Origin of the sequence: Massilia sp. METH4 (genome assembly GCF_037094685.1) — a bacterium.
Classification (GTDB): domain Bacteria; phylum Pseudomonadota; class Gammaproteobacteria; order Burkholderiales; family Burkholderiaceae_D; genus Rugamonas.
The window spans coordinates 5,667,333-5,687,163 of record NZ_CP146614.1 but is presented as its reverse complement, the minus strand read 5'-3'; the positions used below and the strand labels follow the sequence as shown (position 1 = coordinate 5,687,163).

At 68.9% G+C, this 19,831-nt stretch carries 13 protein-coding genes; 9 read left to right on the top strand and 4 right to left on the bottom strand.

Annotated elements, in window-relative coordinates:
- The first annotated feature begins 169 nt into the window (after window positions 1-169).
- A complete protein-coding gene (gene rnk, locus V6Z91_RS24940) occupies window positions 170-577 on the top strand; it encodes a nucleoside diphosphate kinase regulator (protein WP_338762598.1) in 408 nt (135 codons plus the stop codon).
- A 136-nt stretch (window positions 578-713) separates the two neighbouring features.
- Here rnk and V6Z91_RS24935 read toward each other — a convergent pair whose 3' ends face one another.
- On the bottom strand, window positions 714-3,500 hold the full coding sequence (locus tag V6Z91_RS24935) for a glycosyl hydrolase 115 family protein (RefSeq protein ID WP_338762595.1): 2,787 nt from the start codon (window positions 3,498-3,500) through the stop codon (window positions 714-716).
- A 113-nt stretch (window positions 3,501-3,613) separates the two neighbouring features.
- Between V6Z91_RS24935 and V6Z91_RS24930 the strand changes: the two genes are divergently transcribed.
- Window positions 3,614-4,201, top strand: a complete 588-nt coding sequence (locus V6Z91_RS24930; protein ID WP_338762594.1) for a histidine phosphatase family protein — start codon at window positions 3,614-3,616, stop codon at window positions 4,199-4,201.
- Window positions 4,202-4,409: 208 nt separating this feature from the next.
- On the opposite strand, the gene V6Z91_RS24925 is transcribed toward V6Z91_RS24930, so the two are convergent.
- Complete coding sequence (locus V6Z91_RS24925) at window positions 4,410-6,587, bottom strand: hypothetical protein (RefSeq protein WP_338762592.1); 2,178 nt, start codon at window positions 6,585-6,587, stop codon at window positions 4,410-4,412.
- Between the two features lie 78 nt (window positions 6,588-6,665).
- Entirely contained in the window at window positions 6,666-9,413 is a 2,748-nt protein-coding gene (galB, locus tag V6Z91_RS24920; RefSeq protein WP_338762589.1) for a beta-galactosidase GalB, read from the bottom strand.
- 347 nt (window positions 9,414-9,760) lie between these two features.
- Here galB and V6Z91_RS24915 point away from each other — a divergent pair, with 347 nt between their 5' ends.
- The 7 genes from V6Z91_RS24915 to V6Z91_RS24885 are packed head-to-tail and all read left to right on the top strand — an operon-like array spanning window position 9,761 to window position 18,597.
- Window positions 9,761-11,113, top strand: a complete 1,353-nt coding sequence (locus V6Z91_RS24915; RefSeq protein WP_338772044.1) for an LLM class flavin-dependent oxidoreductase — start codon at window positions 9,761-9,763, stop codon at window positions 11,111-11,113.
- Window positions 11,104-12,849 carry an ABC transporter ATP-binding protein gene (locus tag V6Z91_RS24910; protein WP_338762587.1) on the top strand — a complete coding sequence of 582 codons (1,746 nt, stop codon included), beginning with the start codon at window positions 11,104-11,106 and terminating at the stop codon, window positions 12,847-12,849. Before V6Z91_RS24915 ends, V6Z91_RS24910 begins: the two co-directional genes overlap by 10 nt.
- Complete coding sequence (locus V6Z91_RS24905; RefSeq protein WP_338762585.1) at window positions 12,846-13,823, top strand: ABC transporter permease; 978 nt, start codon at window positions 12,846-12,848, stop codon at window positions 13,821-13,823. Before V6Z91_RS24910 ends, V6Z91_RS24905 begins: the two co-directional genes overlap by 4 nt.
- A complete protein-coding gene (locus V6Z91_RS24900; RefSeq protein ID WP_338762582.1) occupies window positions 13,820-14,629 on the top strand; it encodes an ABC transporter permease in 810 nt (269 codons plus the stop codon). The genes V6Z91_RS24905 and V6Z91_RS24900 overlap by 4 nt, the downstream gene beginning before the upstream one ends.
- Before the next feature lie 10 nt (window positions 14,630-14,639).
- Window positions 14,640-15,950 (top strand): SfnB family sulfur acquisition oxidoreductase, encoded by a 1,311-nt coding sequence (locus V6Z91_RS24895; RefSeq protein ID WP_338762579.1) that lies wholly within the window; start codon window positions 14,640-14,642, stop codon window positions 15,948-15,950.
- 8 nt (window positions 15,951-15,958) lie between these two features.
- Entirely contained in the window at window positions 15,959-17,578 is a 1,620-nt protein-coding gene (locus V6Z91_RS24890; RefSeq protein WP_338762576.1) for an ABC transporter substrate-binding protein, read from the top strand.
- A gap of 8 nt (window positions 17,579-17,586) precedes the next feature.
- Window positions 17,587-18,597 carry an aldo/keto reductase gene (locus V6Z91_RS24885; protein WP_338762573.1) on the top strand — a complete coding sequence of 337 codons (1,011 nt, stop codon included), beginning with the start codon at window positions 17,587-17,589 and terminating at the stop codon, window positions 18,595-18,597.
- 182 nt (window positions 18,598-18,779) lie between these two features.
- On the opposite strand, the gene V6Z91_RS24880 is transcribed toward V6Z91_RS24885, so the two are convergent.
- Window positions 18,780-19,685 (bottom strand): CysB family HTH-type transcriptional regulator, encoded by a 906-nt coding sequence (locus V6Z91_RS24880; RefSeq protein ID WP_338762571.1) that lies wholly within the window; start codon window positions 19,683-19,685, stop codon window positions 18,780-18,782.
- Window positions 19,686-19,831: the final 146 nt, after the last annotated feature.

The window sequence follows — 19,831 nt, the reverse complement described above, 5'->3', positions numbered from 1 at the left end:
CTTTTCACTGCTCGGTGAGGAGCGCAAGGCCGGCCGCCCGCCGAGCCATCCTCCCGAGCTTCTCCGCTGTCTACCCGTTCTTTGACCGTTCTTGCCCGCTTTCGCCGCGCCGGCGAATCCCATTGAATCCGCCCGGCCGCCGGCCGGGCCAACATTGCAGAGGTTGATCATGAAACCGCAAATCGTCGTATCGTCGCTGGACCTGGAACGCCTGGAAGCCTTGCTGGACTCCTTGCCCGACGCCCAGGCGCGCGCGCAGGATGCGCTGTTCGAGGAACTGTCGCGCGCCGACGTCGTGGAGCCGGCCGACATGCCGCCAAACGTGGTGACGATGAACTCGCGCGTGCGCTTCGTCATCGGCGACACCGCCGAGGAATTCGACATGGCGCTGGCCTACCCGAAGGACATCGATGGCGGCGCCGCCAAGCTGTCGATCCTCACGCCGGTCGGCAGCGCCTTGCTGGGCCTGAAGGTGGGCGACAGCATCGACTGGACGCGGCCCGACGGCGCCACGTTCGCCGTCACCGTGCGCGATGTCGTCTACCAGCCGGAGCGGGCAGGAGAGCTGCACCGCTGAAGCGGCGGGCGGCTGCCAGCGCCGGCTCCGGTGCGCGCAGCAGGACGGGTGGAATCGTTCGCCGTCCAACGGCAGCGTGCCGTGCGCCGGGCGCGAGGATGGCCGCTGCGCGGTGGCGCAGCCGCGTGCCGGCCTTTCAGTGCGGGGGCGCGCCGTAGTGCTCGGCCGCCCCATCGAACACGATCTCGATCCGGTCCAGCACGAAGCCCGGATCGAGGGCATGCACGCGCAGCCGGTGCGCGCCGGGCTTCAGGTCCGGCAGCGCCAGCGTGCGCAAGGCGGTGTTCGACAGCACATTGCGCTTCCATTCGTCGCTGCGGCCCACGGTGCCGAAGTCCAGCGTGACGGGCGGCGCGCCGTCGAGGGACACGGCAATGCGCAGGCGGTTGGCGGAGGTGAGCGCGTGCACCGGCACGGCCACGATGTTCAAGCGCGCGGCGGCCTTCGTGTGGCTGTGGAAGGCATAGTCCAGCGCGGGAGCGCCTGCCGCGTCGTCGCGCGACGGCAGCGCCAGGTCGGCGCGCTGCGCGGTGCCCAGGCTGCCCATGTCGACGGTGCTCCAGCCGGCCCCCGAGGCCGCGCTGGCCGGCAGCGTGATGATGCGTTCGCGCTCGGTCGGCAACGGCGCGCCGGGCGCGATCCCTACCCGCACCGCCAGGCGCTTGTCGCCGCAACCGACCTCCAGGCCGCCCGTCGCGCCATCGCCGTCATAGTGCACGGCGATGCGCTGCTCGTAGCCGTTGCCGGCATCGAGCGTGCCGTCCGCAGGCGACAGGCGCAGGCCGGCCGGCACCTTGCCCGCCGACCAGCGCAGCGGCGTGGCGCCATGCTGGACGACGGTCAGCGTCTTCGTCTCCGGCACGCCGCGCGTGAACCACAGTGCGCCGGCCTGAGACGACAGCGGGGCGGGATAGGCCAGCGCGCAGTCGCCGCCCGCCGGCATGCCGTATGACGGGTACACGGGCTCGATGAACACGGGCAGGCGCCGTGGCGCCGCGTCCATCATGCCGCGCCACTTGCCGCCGGCCAGCGCGTTGTAGCGCGCGGTGTCGGCGGCGATCGCCTGCTGCGCGGCTTTCGCCTGTTGCGCATGCCGTTGCGCGGAAGGCCGTCCCATGCGCGCGTACTGCGCCGCCAGGTCCAGCTTCAGGATGCGCGTGTTCAGGTTGGCGCTCGCGCGCACCGGGTACAGCACGAGCTGGAAGAAGGCGTCCTTGCGGTCGGCCGGCAAGGCGTCGCCGATGGCCTCGGCGCGCCCGGCCAGTGCGGCGTAGCGCGCGAGGCGCCGTTCGGCTTCCTCGCCGCCCGATCGCAGGTAGTCGGTCTGGCGCGTGGGCGTCGTCGGCTCGGTTTGCGAAAAGCCCATGTACTCGGGCTTGCGTTCCCATGCCAGCGCGTAGTATTCGCGCATGATGTCCGCGATGGCGGGCGCATGCTGTTCCCCGAACTGTTCCGCGTACCAGGCGCGCATGTGCTCCCGCGCCGGGCGCTCGAGCTGGCGCTTGTCGAACGCGGCGTCCAGGAAGTACTGGGTCAGGTACTCGGCCGGTTTGATATCGCCCACGTTGGCCACCCACACGCGGTCGGTGCCGGTGGCGATGGCCCGTTGCAGCTGGTCGCGCACAAGGCCGGGCGCGGTGGTCGCCAGCCACAGGTAGTCGTGCGGCCGGCCCCAGTAGGACAGGTGGTAGTACAGGCCCGTGCCGCCACCGCGCGCGGCTTCCTTCGGGGTGCTGAGCTGGTGCAGGTAGCCGTAGTTATCGTCGGGCCAGACGAGCGTGACGTCGTCCGGCACATCCAGACCGCTGTTGTAGATGTCGAGCACTTCCTTGTACACGGTCAGCGCCTGGGGGATTTGCGCCAGCGGCTTGCGGTGGACATCGGCCAGCAGCGTGCGCTGCGCGCCGACCGCCGCGGCGACGCCGGCGCGGGCTTCGTCGATCGTGTTCGCGCCTTCCATGGCCGAATCGTGCACGCCGCGGATGCCCATCGAATAGAAGGCTTCGGTGCCGCGGGTTTCCTCGACCCGGCTTTTCCAGTAGCGCATGATGGCGTCGCGGTTCGTGAAGAAGTTGAACGGACCGTCGCTCTTCTTCCATTCGCGCACGTTATTGCGCATCATCGGTTCGGCGTGCGAGGTGCCCACGATAATGGCGTAGTCCTTCGCCACCTGCGCGTTGCCGGGCATCGCGTAGAACGGCTGCGTGGAATCGTGCATGGCCGGCCAGATCAGGTTTGCCTTCAGGCGCCACAGCAGCTCGAAGATGCGCGCATACGTGGCCGGGCCGATGTCCCGCGCCGGGTCGAAGGTCTTCGCGGCCCACGGTTGCAGGCCCCAGTCCTCGTCGTTCAGGAAGATGCCGCGGTAGCGCACCGATGGGGCCGCGGAGACGATCCGTTCGCCGCGCACGGCGACGCGTTCGCGCACGGCAGGGTGCACGTCCGCCCACCATTCCCAGGCGGAGACGCCCAGCTCGCGCGTCAGGTCGACGGCGCCGTAGACGGCACCGCGCGCGTCGGATCCCGCGATCACCAGCAGCCGCGTGCCGGGCCGCGCGCGCGAAACGATCCCGACGCGCTGGTATCTTTCCCATTGGCCGGCCAGCGCGGCAAAGTCGAGTCCTTCGGTACTGGCGATCTCGCGCAGCAGCGGCGAATCGTGGCGGCCGATGACGATGCAGACATCGCGGCAATCGGCCAGCCTGCCGGCGCGCGGCACCTCGGCGCCGCCGACGGCGCGCAGGTCGCGCCGCACCAGGTCCGCGGCCAGGCGCATCGTGGGCTGGTCCTCGGCCAGCACGGCGGCGTTCTTCAGGTCGAAGTCGCCGGCGTGGGCGGCGCTGGCACTCGGCGGCGAAAACGCGAGGGAAAAGACGAGGGAGAAGGCGAGGGAGAAGGCGAGGGCGAGTCGGCGGGTTGTCATGTGCGGCGGCGGAGGTTGGCGGAGCGCTGATATATTACTTGCCGGGGCGCGCTGTAAAACACGCGTTTCGCTCATCATGGTGAGCGTTCGTCGATCACATCGGGAGGTGGTTCATGTCAATCGGATTGCGCAGGGTGGCGATCGGCCTGCTGGCCGCGTCGGCCTTTCAAGGCTCGTCCGCGCTGGCCGACGAAGCCGGGCTGTGGAACCGGCTCGCGGCCGGCGGGCATGTCGTGCTGCTGCGTCACGCGCAGACCACGCCGGGCGTCGGCGACCCGCCCGGCTTCAGGCTGGGCGATTGCAAGACCCAGCGGAACCTGTCGCCGGAGGGCCGGGCCGATGCAAAGGCGATCGGCGCCGCCTTCGAACGGCGCAAGGTGCCCGTGGGCCGCGTGCTGACGAGCCGCTATTGCCGCTGCCGGGACACCGTCGAACTCGCGTTCGGCCGCGCCGAGCCGGCCGAGATGGTCGACTCGAACTGGCGGCAGGACGACGCGACGATCGCCCGCAAGCTGGCCGCCGTGCGCACGCTCGCCGCCACGTACCGCGAGCCCGGCAACCTCGTGCTGGTGACGCACGACGTCAACATCCGCGCGCTGTCCGGCCGCAGCGTGTCGCAGGGCGAGATGGTCGTGGCGCAAGCAAGACCCGACGGCACGCTGGAAGTCGTCGGCACGCTGGACGTGCCCGAAAACCAGTGACAGGCACCGCCTTTTCCGAAACATTGTTGGCAACTCGTTGTTTTGCAACCAGCTCAGCCACGGCGCCCCAGGTCATAACTCTCTGATTTTGCTGGCTGTTGCTAAAAATCGGGGACAGTCCCCTTCCTTGACTGTTGCTAAAAATTGGGGACAGTCCCCTTCCTTGCAGCAGCAATAGTTGAGAGGCGGAGCCTGTCACCGGTTCTGGTTACTGGTGCTGAAGGGACGTGGGTGGCGGGCATGCCAGCGACGTATCGGCCGGTGTGAAGGCTTCGCGCCGGACGGCGACGCCGCGTGCCGACGAGCCGTCGATGAAGGCGAGCGCGCGACGCCATTCGCGGGCCAGCAGCTCGCGCGGGTCGGAAGGGCCGTTCCCGCACAGCACGGTGGCCATGCGCGTGCGGCTTGCCGCGCTCAGGAACCAGCTCATGGGAGGATCATCGTCCAGCAGGCCGGCGGCGGGATGGCCGGACCGGTTGCGGTCCGCCTCCGGGTAGCGCAGCTCGACCACCTTGCCGGCCGCGCAGCCGCCCAGCAGGCGGATCGTTTCCGCTTCCATGGCATGCGCGCGGGCGCTCCGCGTCTGGTAGAGCGCATAGGGCGGCGCGCTGACCTCCATCGCGACGGGGAGGCGGCGCGAACGCGGCTGCGGCTTCGGGTCGCAGATCCATTGCGCGCTGCCGGCCGGGTCGTTCTCGATGACGATGACGACGATCTGCCGCGCCAGCGCCCGCTGCGCCGGGCTGCCATCCTGCAGCGTGCCGATCATCGCGTTCAGCGCGGCCACGCCGGAATTCTCGAAATAGCCGCCGTCGACCACGTAGTCCCACATGCGGTCGCTGCCCGCGTGCCGGATTGCCGCCGCCGGGCTCACATAGGTGAAACGCGCGGAATTGTGCACGGCACCGGCCCGGGTCAGCCGCGCCGTGCCCAGCGCGGCGTCGAAGATGTCGTAGGCATCGGTGGGCACGAAGCGCACGTCCGATTGCACGACGAGGCGGCCGTCGCCGACCGTGGTGGTATTGAAGATCATGCGCGGCACCGCGCTCGGCCCCGGCGTGGCCGCGCGCAGCGGTTGCGTGAACCAGTGCGGCTGCGCACGGCTGTGGTGTTCCCAGTCGCGCGCCCAGGCTTCCTCGAGCCCGCGCGAGCGGTCGCAGGCCAGGCATGGCCACGGCAGGAAGCGGGCGATCGTGTCGCTGTACAGCATCTGGCCGACGGCCGGGGCAAGGAAGTCGCGTGCCAGGAAGTCCGTCGGGCGCGGGGCGAGCGGGCCCCTGCCGTCGGCCGCCGTTTCGCGCTCCGCCGCCAGCGCGGCCACGAAGCCCGCCAGCCCGAGGCTGCCGCCGGAGACGCCGCTCACCGCATAGATATTGCCGGCGAACTCGCGGCCCCGCAGGCGCGCCTGGTTTTCCAGGTTCGTCAGCACCACGCCGGTCCAGTAGGCGGCGCGCGACGCGCCGCCGGCGGCCGCCACCAGGTAGATCGGATCGCCGGCGCGCGCGCCACGGGCGGCGTTCCAGGCTTCCAGGTCGCCTGGGAATGCGGACCGCTGCCCGGCGCCGGCCGCGGCACCGTGCCCGGCCACGAAGTGGTTCTCGTTGAAGAAGGACAGGACGAGGGCCGCGCCGAACGGCAGCAGCGCCAGCGACGGCCAGCGGGCACTGCGCGGCCAGTAGGTGAGCACGACGCTGCCGAACAGCGTCCAGGAGCCGAGCGCGATCAGCACGAGGGCCGGCGAGCCGATCGCGCGCGCGGCCGCCTCTCGCCCGAACAGCGTGGCCAGCAGCACGCCGAATGAAATGACGAACATGGCCAGCACGGTGGCGATGGCGCCGCGGCTGAGGACGTCGAAGCGGGGGAAGGGGTCGTAGTCCCGCCGGCTCCAGCCTACGTGCGCGGCGGGCAACTGGCGCCGGAACACCACGAAGGCGAGGAAGGCGATGGCCACGGCAGCCAGCGCGGCCCAGTAGCGCGGCGATGGGGTGGCCAGCATGAAGAACACCGTGATCGGCACCACGCCCAGCAGGCCGAGGATGCGCGGCAGCCAGCGCGCCGCGAGGTCGGCGAAGCGGTCGTCGATGCAGGGCAGCAGCCGGTCGCGCGGGAAGCGCTTGCCCAGCATGATACGGGCGCAGTACCAGCTGGCGAAGGCCCAGTAGGCCAGCGCCGTGACGAACAGCGCATAGCCGGGCGATTGCAGCGGGTCGGCGCTGCCGGTGCCTTCGTCGCCAAAGGCCATCAGCGTTTCACGCGCCTGTTCGAGGCCGAGCAGGATGCCGTTGCCGGCCAGCGTCATCAGCACCGGGTACAGGCACAGGTTCAGCGCGCCGGCCAGGAAGGCCGTGCGGGTCAGTCGGGTGGTGGTGGTGGCGTCGTCTGTCATGAGGTTCCCGGCGGCGGGCGAGGGCGCCGCGGGAACAGCATGACAAAACGTGGCGGAAAATACAACGGTGTGGAGGTCTCAGCGCCCCGTACCGCGCAGCGCGACACTCGTACCCTGCAAGCCTTCGGCCGATACGCGCACCGTGATCGGTCCTTTCGCGCCCGCCTTCGCGCGCACGATGCCCAGCACCAGGCCGTTGAACGCGGCGCGCTCGGGCGACTGAAACGATTCGAAGCTGGTCGGGTCGCCGTTGTCGGTGGCCACCAGCTCCGCCGGCCCGTCGATGGCGAAACGCACGCGGTTGTTCGCGCGCGGTGCCGTGAGCCCGGCCTTGTCCGTCACGCGCACCGTGATGAACGACAGGTCGCGGCCGTCGCCGGCGATCGTGGCGCGGTCGGCCGCTGCGTGCACGGCGGCGGGCGCGCCGGCCGTCTTCACGGACGAGCGGGCCCATTCCTTGCCATCCTTGTACGCCACCACCTCGACCGTACCGGGTTCATAGGTGACGAAGTCCCAGCGCAGGCGATAGGCGTAGGGCGCCTTCTTCAACCGCCCCTGCGACTTGCCGTTGACGAACAGCTCGGCCTCGTCGCCGGAGGTGAACACGTGCACGGGCGTGACCTCGCCGACGCGCTCCGGCCATGTCCAGTGCGGCAGGATGTGCGCCATCGGCAGGCCGGGACGCCAGCGCGCCTGGTACAGGTAGAAGCGGTCCTTCCTGAAGCCGGCCAGGTCGACGATGCCGGAATAGGAGCTGCGCGCGCCGTAGTACGGTGTCGGTTCGCCCAGGTAGTCGAAGCCGGTCCAGACGAATTCGCCGGCCGTGTAGGGGTTCTGGTCCAGCGAGGCGAAGGCGCGGTCGGCCGAGCTGCCGAAGTCCGCCGCGAACAGTTCATAGGCCGACACCTGCTGCGTCTTCGGGTCGCCGCCGGCGCCGGGCCGCACGGAAGCGCTCAGCACACCCGGCACCGGGAACTGGTATTCGCCGCGGGAGGACAGGGCCGAGGCGCTTTCCGTGTGCAGGATCGCCTTGTCGGGGAATTTCTCGTGGAATGCGGGGAACTGCCCCGGCAGCGTGCGGATGCCCGCGCCCTGGTAGTTCAGGCTGATCACGTCCATCGTGCCCGGCAGCGGCATGTCGGGCTTGGCCCAGTTCATCGCCGTGGTCGCGGGCCGGCCCGGGTCTTCCTCGTGCACGATGCCCACCAGCTTGCGGCCGATGGCGGCGCCGTGCTCGCCCGTGTACTGCTCGCCCACCTCGTTCCCCACGCTCCACATCACGATGGATGGATGATTGCGGTCGCGGCGCAGCATGGCACGCAGGTCCTGCTCGTGCCAATCCGGGAAGATCAGGTGGAAGTCGAGCGGCGTCTTCTTGCGCTCCCAGGAGTCGAACACCTCGTTCTGCACCATCAGGCCCAGGCGGTCCGTCAGTTCCAGCAATTGCGGATCGGGCGGATTGTGGCTCATGCGCACCGCGTTGATGCCCATCTCCATCAGGATCTCGAGCTGGCGTTCGGCCGCGCGAACGTTGAAGGCGGCGCCCAGCGCGCCCAGGTCGTGGTGGTTGTTCACGCCGCGGATCGGCACGTGCTCGCCGTTGACGAACAAGCCCTTGTTACCGTCGAAGCGCACGTCGCGGATGCCGAACGGCGTTTCATAACGGTCGACCACGCGGCCATCCTGGCGCACCGTCGTCACGGCCGTGTAGCGGTGCGGCTTCTGCGTCGGCACCGGGCCCCACAAGCGGGGGTTCTGCACGGTAGCCGACCCGCTCACGACGGCGCTGGCGCCCGGCGCGATCGCGGTCCGCGGCGATACGACGGTGGCAACCGCCTTGCCCGCGATGCCGCCCCTGTCATCGAGCGCATACAGCTGCGTGGTCACTTCGGCGGTGGCGGGCGCGCTGCCGGCATTGTCCAGTGTGACATTCCACGCCACCTCGGCCGACTCCTTCGACACCCGCGGCGTGCGCACCTGCACGCCCCACTGGCCCACGTGCAGGGGCGCGACCTTGGTCAGCCATACGTTGCGGTACAGGCCCGCGCCCGGATACCAGCGCGCCGATTCGGGCGTGTTGTCCAGGCGGATCGCCAGCTGGTTCTCGCCCGGCTCCAGGTACTTCGTCAGGTCGACGCGGTAGGAGTTGTAGCCGTAGGGCCAGCCGCCGGCGAGCCGGCCGTTGATCCATACGGACGAGTAGGCCATCGCGCCGTCGATGTCGAGGAAGATGGACTTCCCCGCGTCGCCGGGCGTCACGCTGATCTTGTTGCGATACCAGGCCGGGCCCCACGTCTTCAGCCTTCCCATGCCGCCGTACGGACCGGTCTCGAGGAACGGGCCTTCGATGGCCCAGTCGTGCGGCAGCGTGACCGCGCGCCAGGCAGTGTCGTTGAAATCCGCCTTGGTGAAGGGCGCATCGAGCGCCGGTTCCCGCGCGGGCCGCGGGTGGCGCTTTGCCGGGTCCTTGATGAAGGCATTACCGGTCGGGAGGATCCACGGCTTCAGGACGGGCACGTTGCCGCGGGCGATGCGCGCGGCCTCCTCGGGCATGGCATCGGCCACCTTCCCGTCGGCCGACTCTTTCACTTCGGGGCGGATATCGTACAGATAGGGCGCCGAGTTGCCATCCGGGTCGCCGAGGTGGAAGCGCCACCCCTCGTTGAAGGCAATCCGCTGGCGAGCCGATTGCTGCCCGGCCGCCTGTGCCTTGGCGGGCAGGAGCGTCGTGGCCACCATGGCCGGCGCCATCGCCGCGATGAGTGCCGCCAGCAACGGCCGTGCCAACACTGCGGCCACCGGCCGCGCCTGATGCGTTTGCTTCACGTCTCCTCCAAGGTCTGGGTGCGCGCGGCTGCGTGGTAGCGTATATCAACACTGTCGACCACCGCTTCTGTGGGGCGCCGGTGCCATGTTTTCGCTTCCTCCGGCCTGGTATTTGTTAGCGCAACCACAAGGAGTGTAGGGAAATCACGGCGCCGAGTCAATCAGGCAACATCGTTAATCGCATTTCCTGCTTTGCTTATGACGCCGGCCCGCATGAGCAAATGCGAATTCGTTCGTTTCGATCCGCCAGCCGCACTGTTACGCTGCCTCGTGGCTGGGCGCTGGGTCCGGCCACGGATGAGTCGGAGAAGACATTGACGAAGCAGATCCGCCTGAACGCGTTCAACATGAATTGCGTGGGCCATATCCACCACGGCCTGTGGAAGCACCCGCGCGACAATTCCGTCGACTACAAGAAGCCCGAATACTGGATCGAGCTGGCGAAACTGCTGGAGAAGGGCTTGTTCGATGCCGTGTTCCTGGCCGATATCGTGGGTGTGTACGACGTGCTGGGCGACGGGATCGAGGTGACGGCGCGCGAGGCCGTGCAACTGCCGGTCAACGATCCGGGCTACGTGGTGCCGCTGATGGCGCAGGCGACGACCCACCTGGGGTTCGGCGTGACGGCCAACCTCACGTATGAACACCCGTACCTGTTCGCGCGGCGCTTCGCCACGCTCGACCACCTGACGAACGGCCGCATCGGCTGGAACATCGTCACCGGTTACCTCGACAGCGCGGCGCGCGGCGTGGGCCTGAAGCAGCAGATCGACCACGATGACCGCTACGACCGCGGCGACGACTTCATGGACGCGTTCTACAAGCTGCTCGAAGGCAGCTGGGAAGACGATGCCGTCGTCAACGACCGCGAGCGGGGCATCTACGCCGACCCGGCGAAGATCCACCGGGTCAACCACGCGGGCCCGTTCTACCGGATCGACAACGTCTACAACCTCACCGAGCCTTCGCCGCAGCGCACGCCGGTGCTGTACCAGGCCGGCGCCTCGCAGCGGGGCAACCGGTTCGCCGGCCGGCACGCGGAATGCGTGTTCACGGGCGGGCCGGACCGGGCGGCGCTGGCCAAGATCGTCGCGACGATCCGTGGCCAGGCCGTGGAGGCCGGGCGCGCATCCGGCGACATAAAGATCCTGTCCGGCCTGTCGGTCGTCGTCGACACGAACGAGAAGGCGGCGCGCGAAAAATACGAGGAGTACCGCCGCCATGCCAGCCCGGCAGGCGCGCTGGCGCACATGGTCAGCGGCACCGGCGTCGACCTGGAGCGTTTCGGGCTGGACGAAGAGATCACCGAAGACAAGCTGGCCGCCCTGTATCCCGACCGGCTGCGCCGCGTCGGCGAAGCCCGCGCGGGGCGCTTCCCGGAAGGCACCACGCGCCGCAAGCTGCTCGAGGCCCGCCGTTTCGGTGCGCAGCAGGCGCCGCTGGTCGGCACGCCTTCGCAGGTCGCCGACGAGATCGAACGGCTCATCGCCGAGACCGATCTGGATGGCTTCAACCTCACGCGCACCGTGGCGCCGGAAAGCTACCGCGATTTCATCGAGCTGGTGATTCCGGAATTGCAGACGCGCGGCCTGTACAAGACGGCATACGCGGAAGGCACGCTGCGCGAAAAACTGTTTGGTGCTGGCCGCGCGCGGCTGCCCGCCAATCACCCTGGCGCGAGGTTCCGCACATGGAAATGACGGCACCCTGGCCCCCGGCCGCGCCGCTGCTGCAAGTGAAACAGCTGGACGTGTGGTACCCGAACGGTGCGGCGGTGCAAGGCTTCGACCTGGATGTGCGGCGCAACGAGGTGGTGGCGCTGGTCGGCGAATCCGGTTGCGGCAAGTCGACGGTGGCCGGTGCGATCGCCGCCCTGCTGCCGCCCAAGGCACGCGTCGACGGCAGCGTCCTGTTCGAGGGCCGGGATTTGCTGGCCGCGCCGGAGAGCGCCCTGCGCGACCTGCGCGGCAATGCCATCGGCATGATTTTCCAGGAACCGATGACGTCGCTGAACCCGGTGCTGACCGTCGGCACGCAGATCGGCGAAGTGCTGCGCCGCCACCGCGGCCTGGGTGCCGCGGCGGCGCGCGCCCGTGCCATCGAGCTGCTGGACCTGGTGCGCATCCCCGAGCCGCAGCGCCGTGTCGACGATTATCCGCACCACCTTTCCGGCGGCCAGCGCCAGCGCGTGATGATCGCCATCGCCGTGGCATGCGAACCGCGCCTGCTGATCGCCGATGAACCGACCACCGCGCTGGATGTGACGATCCAGGCCCAGGTGCTTGAATTGCTCGCCAGCCTGCGGCGCGAACTGTCGATGTCGCTGCTGTTGATCACGCACGACCTGGCCGTGGTCGGCCAGTGGGCCGACCGGGTGGCCGTGATGCAGGACGGGCGCAAGGTGGAGGAGGGCACGCGCGACGAGCTGTTCTTCGCGCCGCGCCACCGGTACAGCCAGGGCCTGCTGGCGTCGTCCCTGCATGTCGATGCCGCTTGCCATTACAGCCGCGTGAAGCTGGCCGAGATCCGCAATGGCGTCGATGACGCGGGCCGGCGCAGCTTCAGCTTCACGCGGCAGGAGCGCCGCGACCCGGAACCGTGCCATGCCACGGTCAACCAGCCGGCCGCGCCCGTGCTCGACGTGCGCCACCTGGTGGCGCAGTACTCTTCGCGCTACGGCACGATTTCCGCCGTGAAGGATGTGTCGTTCCACATCGGCCGGGGCGAGACACTGGGCCTTGTGGGCGAATCCGGATGCGGCAAGTCCACGCTGTCGAAGACCATCGTGGGCCTGAACCGGGCGGTGGCGGGACAGGTGATACTCGACGGTACCGATATTGCCCCGCTGTCGGGCCGCGCCCTGCGCCCTCACCGCGCCAACGTGCAAATGGTGTTCCAGGACCCCTATGCCTCGCTCGACCCGCGCCAGCGCATCGGCGACGCGCTGGAAGAAGTGCTGGTCGTCCAGAAGGTGCGCGACCGCGCCGAGCGGGCGCGCCGCGTGGCGAAGATGCTCGACGCGGTGGGCCTGCCCGCGGCGGCCGCGCGCCGCTATCCGCACGAATTCTCCGGGGGGCAGCGGCAGCGTATCGGCATTGCCCGGGCGCTGATCCTGCGGCCCAAGCTGCTCATCTGCGACGAGCCGGTTTCGGCGCTGGATATGTCGGTGCGGGCGCAGATCCTGAACCTGTTCGTCGACCTGAAGGCCGAATTCGGGCTTTCCTACCTGTTCATCTCGCACGACCTGTCGGTGATCAACTACATCGCCGACCGCGTGATGGTGATGCAGAAGGGCGAGGTGGTCGAGACGCTGCCGCGCGACGAACTCTTCGCGAACGCGCGCCATCCCTACACGCGCGCGCTGCTGGCCGCCACCCCGGCGTGGCCGGCGGCGCCCGCCCATCTCGCCGACGAACGCCGGCAGGTGGCGCGATGAAAGGCTACCTGAAACGGCGGCTGCTGCAGTTCGTGCCCATCATCCTAGGCATCTGCGTACTGAACTTCGCCCTGCTGCAACTGGTGCCCGGCGACCTGGCCGAAGTGATGGCCAGCGAGTCGGCGGCCGACACGGTCGACGGCGGCGAGGAAAAGCTGGCCCACCTGAGGCAGGCGTTCGGGCTGGACGCACCGCTGCACGTGCGGCTGCTCGATTACGTGAAACGGCTGCTGACGTTCGACCTGGGCTACTCGCACCGTTACAGCGCACCCGTGGCGGAACTGATCGCGGAACGGATCGGCGCCACGGCACTGCTCGGCCTGACGAGCCTCGCCCTGTCGGTCTCGGTCGGCGTGCTGCTGGGCGTGCTGTGCGCGCGCCGGCGCGGCGGCAGGCTCGATCGCGCCGTTTCCGCACTGATGGCGCTGTGCTATTCGGTACCCGTGTTCTGGCTGGCGCTGATGATGGTGGTGCTGTTCGGCGTCACGCTGCAATGGTTCCCGATCGGCGGCATGCGCGAGGTGGGCAGCGAAGGCTGGGCCGGCGTGCGCGACGTGCTGTGGCACCTGGTGCTGCCGGTCGCCACGCTCTCCGTGTACTCGACCGCCGTGTATGCCCGCTTCACCCGCGCCTCCATGATCGATGCATTGCAGGAGGACTACATCCGCACCGCCCGCTCGAAGGGGCTGTCCGGGCGCGTGGTGGTGTTCCGGCACGCGCTGCGCAATGCGATCCTGCCGGTGCTGACCCTGGTCGCGGCGAACTTCGGCGAGCTGCTGGCCGGCAGCATCGTCATCGAAACCGTGTTTTCCTGGCCCGGCATCGGCCGGCTGATCTTCAACGCCGTCGTCGCCCGCGATACGAGCCTGCTGCTATCCATCCTCTTCCTCAGCTCCCTGCTGGTGATGGCCACCAGCCTGCTGCTGGACGTCGTCTACGCCAGGCTCGACCCCCGTATCGAACTCGCCGCATGATGACATCACTGCCCGTACGCCTCAGCGCCGTCATCCTCGCGCTGGTCATCCTGGTCGCCCTGCTGGCGCCGTTACTGTATCCCGCCGACCCGTTCGACATGGTCGCCGCGCCTTACCTGTGGCCCGGCCAGGACTGGGCCCATCCGCTGGGCTCCGACCTGATGGGCCGCGACATCGCCGCGGGCGTGGCGCACGGCGCCCGCGTCTCGCTGCTGGTCGGCTTCAGCGCGGCCGGCCTGACACTGCTGATCGGCGTGGCCGTCGGCACGCTGGCCGGTTATTGCGGCGGCTGGGCGGACAACCTGCTGATGCGCGTGACGGATTTCTTCCAGATCGTGCCGCGCTTCCTGCTGGTGATGATCCTGGTGGCCGTGCTGGAACCTTCGGTCGAGGTCGTGGTGCTGGCCCTGGGCCTGACGTCGTGGACGCATCCGGCACGCGTGGTGCGCGGCCAGGTCCTGGCGCTCCGTCAGCGCGAGTACGTGCAAGCCGGCCTGGCAGCAGGCATGGGCCACGGCCGCGTCATCGTGCGGCACATCCTGCCGAATGCGTTGACGCCCATCCTCGTCAGCGTGTCGGTCGTGGTGACCGGCTGCATCCTGGCCGAATCCAGCCTGGCCTTCCTGGGCCTGGGCGATCCGAACGCCATCAGCTGGGGCGCCATGATCGGCACGGGCCGCGAGGCCATCCGCACCGGCTGGTACATGATCGCCATCCCCGGCGTGGCCGTGATGGCCACCGTGTGGGCGCTGAACGTGCTGGGCGACTCGCTGAACGAATACTTCAACCCGAAACTGAGGAACTGAAAGAGCGACCATGAGCAATGATGCAGCACATTCCGCCATTACCCCGATCGGCCAGGGCCGCGTGCACGTGATCCGCGACGATGCCGAGGCACTGGCCGTCGCGGCGGCGCTGGCCGCCGACTTCGCGCCGGGCGCCCAGGTGCGCGACCGCGAACGCCGCCTGCCCGTCGCCGAGCTGCGGCAGGTGCGCCAGAGCGGCCTGTGGGGTATCACCGTGCCGCGCGAGTACGGCGGCGCCGGCGTGTCGTACGCCACGCTGGCCAGGGTATTCGCGATCCTGTCGGCGGCGGATGCGTCGATCGGCCAGATCCCGCAAAACCATTATTTCATCCTCGAGATCATCCGCCACGAGGGCAGCGAGGAACAGAAGCGGTTCTTCTTCGAGCGCGTGCTGGCCGGCGACCATTTCGGCAACGCGCTCGTGGAACCGGACGTGCGCAAGCCCGAAGACCGCAAGGCCAGCCTGGCGCCGGATGGCGAAGGCTACCGCGTCAATGTGCGCAAGTACTATTCGACCGGGGCGCTGTTCGCCGACTGGGTGCCGGTTGCCGTGGCCGACGGGGCGAAGCGCCACTTCCTGGCGATCTACCCGCGCACGGCCCAGGGCTTGCGCATCGTCGACGACTGGGCCTCGTTCGGCCAGCGCACCACGGCCAGCGGTACCGTCATCGTCGAGAATGCGTACCTGAAGCCGGAGTGGCTGGTGCCGCACCCGATCGATGCGGACCACGTGAAACCGGTCGGGCCGGTCGGGCAGGTGATGCACGCGGCCATCGACACGGGCATCGCCCGCGCGGCCTTCGAGGCGACGATCGCTTTCATCCGCAAGCGCAATCCGAAGGCCGATGACGACGCGGTGTGGGAAGAAGACCAGCTGAGCGTGCGCGAGATCGGCGACCTGGCGGTGGCGTTGCACGGCACCGAGGCGCTGCTGGAGCGTGCCGGCCTGGCGATCGACAAGGCGTCTGCGAGCGGGCTTGCCGACGACTGGACCCGCGCCGCGGTGGCCGTGTCGGAGGTGCGCGCGGCCAGCACGCACAGTGCGCTGCTGGCCACCAACAAGCTGTTCGAGCTGGCCGGGACCCGCGCGACGGCGCCGGAGCACGGCCTCGACCGGCTGTGGCGCGACGCACGCACGCACACGCTGCACGACCCGGTGCGCTGGCGCCTGTTCGATGTCGGCAATTACTACGTGAACGACAAGGTGCCGTTGCGCCGGCCGAAATGGGCCGAGCAGGCGCCGAAGGCGAAGGCGATGCCGGAAGGCCCCGAACCGCTGGCCGGCGAGCCGCCGCAACCGCGGCTGGCGGCAGGGCTGTGAGGGCGGGCATGGCATTCACGAATCCCGTTTTCGATGCCTTGCCCGATCCCGGGCGGCGCCGGCTGTTGCGCCTGGGCGGCGCGGCGCTGGCCGGAGGCTCGCTGCCGCTTCTGGCCGGCGCGGCGGACACGCCGGTGCGCGGCGGCACGCTGGTGGCGATTGCCCACCCGGAACCATCCACGCTGGCCACGCACGTGAACGGCGCGAATCCGATTTCCATCGTGACCTCGAAGATCTACGATCGCCTGTTCACCGAAGGGAACGACTACGCGCTCCTGCCTCGGCTGGGCCTGGGCATCGAGACGTCGGCCGATGGCCTGGACTGGACCATCCGGCTGCGCAAGGGCGTGCGCTGGCACGACGGCCACCCGTTCGATGCGGGCGACGTGAAGTTTTCCATCGAGCAGATCTGGCCGACCTACCACAGCGCGGTCACGAACGTGATCGCCAAGGTCAGTACGCCCGATGCGCACACCGTGGTATTGCGGCTGAAGGAGAAGTGGCCGATTCTCGTGCGGCACCTCGGCGTCAGCGCCGGGCAGATCCTGCCGCAACACCTGTTCGAGGGCACCGACATCCTCACGAACCCGTACAACAACAAGCCGGTGGGAACGGGGCCGTTCCGGTTCAAGGAATGGCAGCGGGGCAGCCATATCGTCCTGGAGCGCAACCCCGACTACTACCTGCCCGGCCTGCCGCACCTGGACCGCATCGTGTGGAAAGTGATCAACGACTCGGCCAGCCGCGCCGCCGCGCTGGAGACGGGCGCCGCGCACTATGCGGCGCGCAACCCGATCACGTTCAGCGACGCGGCCCGGCTGAAGGGCAACCCGAACCTGGCGATCGACACGCAGCAGTACGAGCCGAACAGCTACTGGCTCGAATTCAACCTGCGCGATCCCGTCATCGGCAAGCTGGCCGTGCGCCAGGCGATCGCCCATGCGATCGACCGCGCGGCGCTGGTGAAGACCGTGTGGGGTGGCTACGGGGCGCCGCTCGATGCGCCCGTGCCGTCCGGCGTGCCCGAGTATTTCACGAAAGATGTGCCGACCTACCCGTTCGACCCGAAACGCGCCGAACAGTTGCTCGATGCGGCGGGCTTGCCGCGCAAGGCCGGCGGGTGGCGCTTCAGGCTGACGCACGACTTCATCCCCTTCGGCGACGATTACCGCCGCACCGGCGAGTTCGTGCGGCAGGCGCTGCGCCGCGTGGGCATCGACGTGTCGCTGGGCGCGAAGGACCTGTCGACCTGGACGCGCGACGTGTTCACGAAACGCGACTTCCAGGTCATCAGCACCTGGGGTGGCTGGACGCGCGACCCGCAGAACAACCTCGAGATCCGCTTCGGCGCCCGCGGCGACAAGCGCGGCGTGCCGTGGTACAAGGTATCCGGTTATGCGAACCGGGAAGTGGAGGCATTGCTGGCACCGACGCGCTCCGGCGCCGACCCGGCGCTGCGCAAGACGAATTACCGGCGCGTCCAGCAGCTCGTGCAGGCCGAATTGCCCGTGCTGCCGCTGCTGGAAGTGTATTTCTTTTCCGTTTTCAACAAGCGGGTCCGCAACGTGAACGAACTTCCGTACCAGACCCGCAACAACTGGGCCAACGTCTGGCTGGCCAAGGCATAAGGAGCAGCATGAGCAACTACCAACTTCTCGGGCGCAGCGGGCTGCGCGTATCGCCGCTGTGCCTGGGCACGATGATGTTCGGCGGCGTGACGGACGAGGCCGACGCGCGCGCCATCATCGACGATGCGCACGAACACGGCATCAACTTCATCGACACGGCCGACGTGTACAACGGCGGCGAGTCCGAGCGTGTCGTGGGCCGCGCCATTGCCGCGCGGCGCGACAAGTGGATCCTGGCGACCAAGGTCGGCAACAAGACGGGCGACTGGCCGAACGAGGCCGGCCTGTCGCGGCGGCGCGTGCTGCAGGCGGCCGAGCAAAGCCTGGCGCGGCTGGGAACCGACCATATCGACATCTATTACCTGCACCGGCCCGACCCGCTGACGCCGCTGGAGGAAACGCTGCGCGCGCTGGGCGATCTGCTCGCCCAGGGCAAGATCCGCTATTACGGCCTGTCGAACTTCCCGGCCTGGCAGATCGCCGAGGTGGCGCACCTGGCGCGCCAGCTGGGCATCGCGCCGCCGGTCGTCACGCAGCCTTACTACAACGCGGCCAATCGCATGCCGGAAGTCGAACACCTGCCCGCGGCCGCGCACCACGGCCTGGGCGTGGTGCCCTACAGCCCGCTGGCCCGGGGCGTTTTGACCGGCAAGTACCGCCCCGGCGCCGCGCCGGAGGAGGGCAGCCGCATCGCCCGCAACGATGCCCGCGCGCTGCAGACGGAATGGCGCCCGGAATCGCTGGCGCTGGCGCAGGCCATCGGCGAGGAGGCGCGGGCACGCGGCATCTCGACCGCCGAATTCGCCTTCGCCTGGGTGCTGAACAACCGGCACGTCTCGTCGGTGATCGGCGGCCCGCGCACGCTCGCGCAGTGGCGCAACTACCGCGCCGCGCTGGACTACCGCTTCACCGCCGAGGATGAGGCGCTGTTCGACCGCCTGGTGTCGCCGGGGCACCCGAGCACGCCCGGGTACACGGACCCCGCGTATCCGGTCACGGGGCGCGTGCCGCGCGGGTGACCTGCCCAGCCGGCGACACCGGTTTTCCTGCGAGGTCTCGACTGCGGTAGGAAAAACCGGTGGCTCGGAAAATGTGTGCGACACCGGTATTCCCATCCGCAGCCGAGACCTCGAAAGAACACCGGTGTCGTACACTTTTTCCGGATAAAGCGCCCGGAAAAAATGTCCGACACCTTAGCGTCCTACTGCGGCGCCACCTTCAGCCCCGGCGCGAACATCTCGATGAAGCGGTAGGCGAAGCTGGGCAGGAACACGCCGTTGCGCACGCCCAGCATCGTCGTGCACGTGCCGAACAGTTCGCCGTCCGTTTCCAGCACCCGCAGGCCGCGTGCCTCGCTGTCCTCCAGCGCCATCTCGGCCACGATGCCCACGCCCAGGCCGCGCCGCACATAGGTCTTGATCACGTCGGCATCCATCGCCGTCAGCCGCAGGTCGGGCACCAGGCCGGCCTGGCTGAACGCGGCATCCACGCACTTGCGGCCGGTGAACTGCTCGTTGTAGGTCACCAGCGGATGGGCGGCGATGTCGGCCAGCGTGACCGGTGCCTTGCCCAGCAGCGCATGGCCTTCCGGCACCACCACGCGGTGGCTCCATGTAAAACAGGGATAAGCTTGCACGTCGGCCGCGCCGTCCAGCGCCTCGGTGGCGATGCCGATGTCCGCCTCGCCATCGCTGACCATGGCGGCGATCTGGCGCGGCGTGCCCTGGTGCAGCTCCAGCGTGACCTTCGGGTAGGCGCGGTTGAATTCCTCCACCACCCTGGGCAGCGTGTAGCGCGCCTGCGTGTGCGTGGCCGCGATGACGAGGCGGCCGCTGTCCACGCCCGCGTACTGGCTCGCGTAGCGGCGCAGGTTCTCCGTCTCCTGCAGGATGCGGCCGACGATCTGCACGGCGCCGTCGCCGGCGCGCGTGAGCGCCGTCAGGCGCTTGCCGGAACGGACGAACAGCTCGATGCCCAGTTCATCCTCGAGGTCCTTGATCTGCTTGCTCACGCCCGATTGCGACGTGTACAGCACGGCCGCCACCTCGGTCAGGTTCAGGTTGTTGCGCACCGCTTCGCGCACGAAGCGCAGCTGCTGGAAATTCATTGTCGCTCCATGTCAGTCACACGCGACCATGATAGTTATCCATGGCGCTTTGACAACGAAGGGTTTTGAATATGGATATCGAAAACGTGCGCGAGCGCTTTTGCAAAGGGCCGCCGGCCGCGCATGGCTTCCACGGCGCGCGGCAC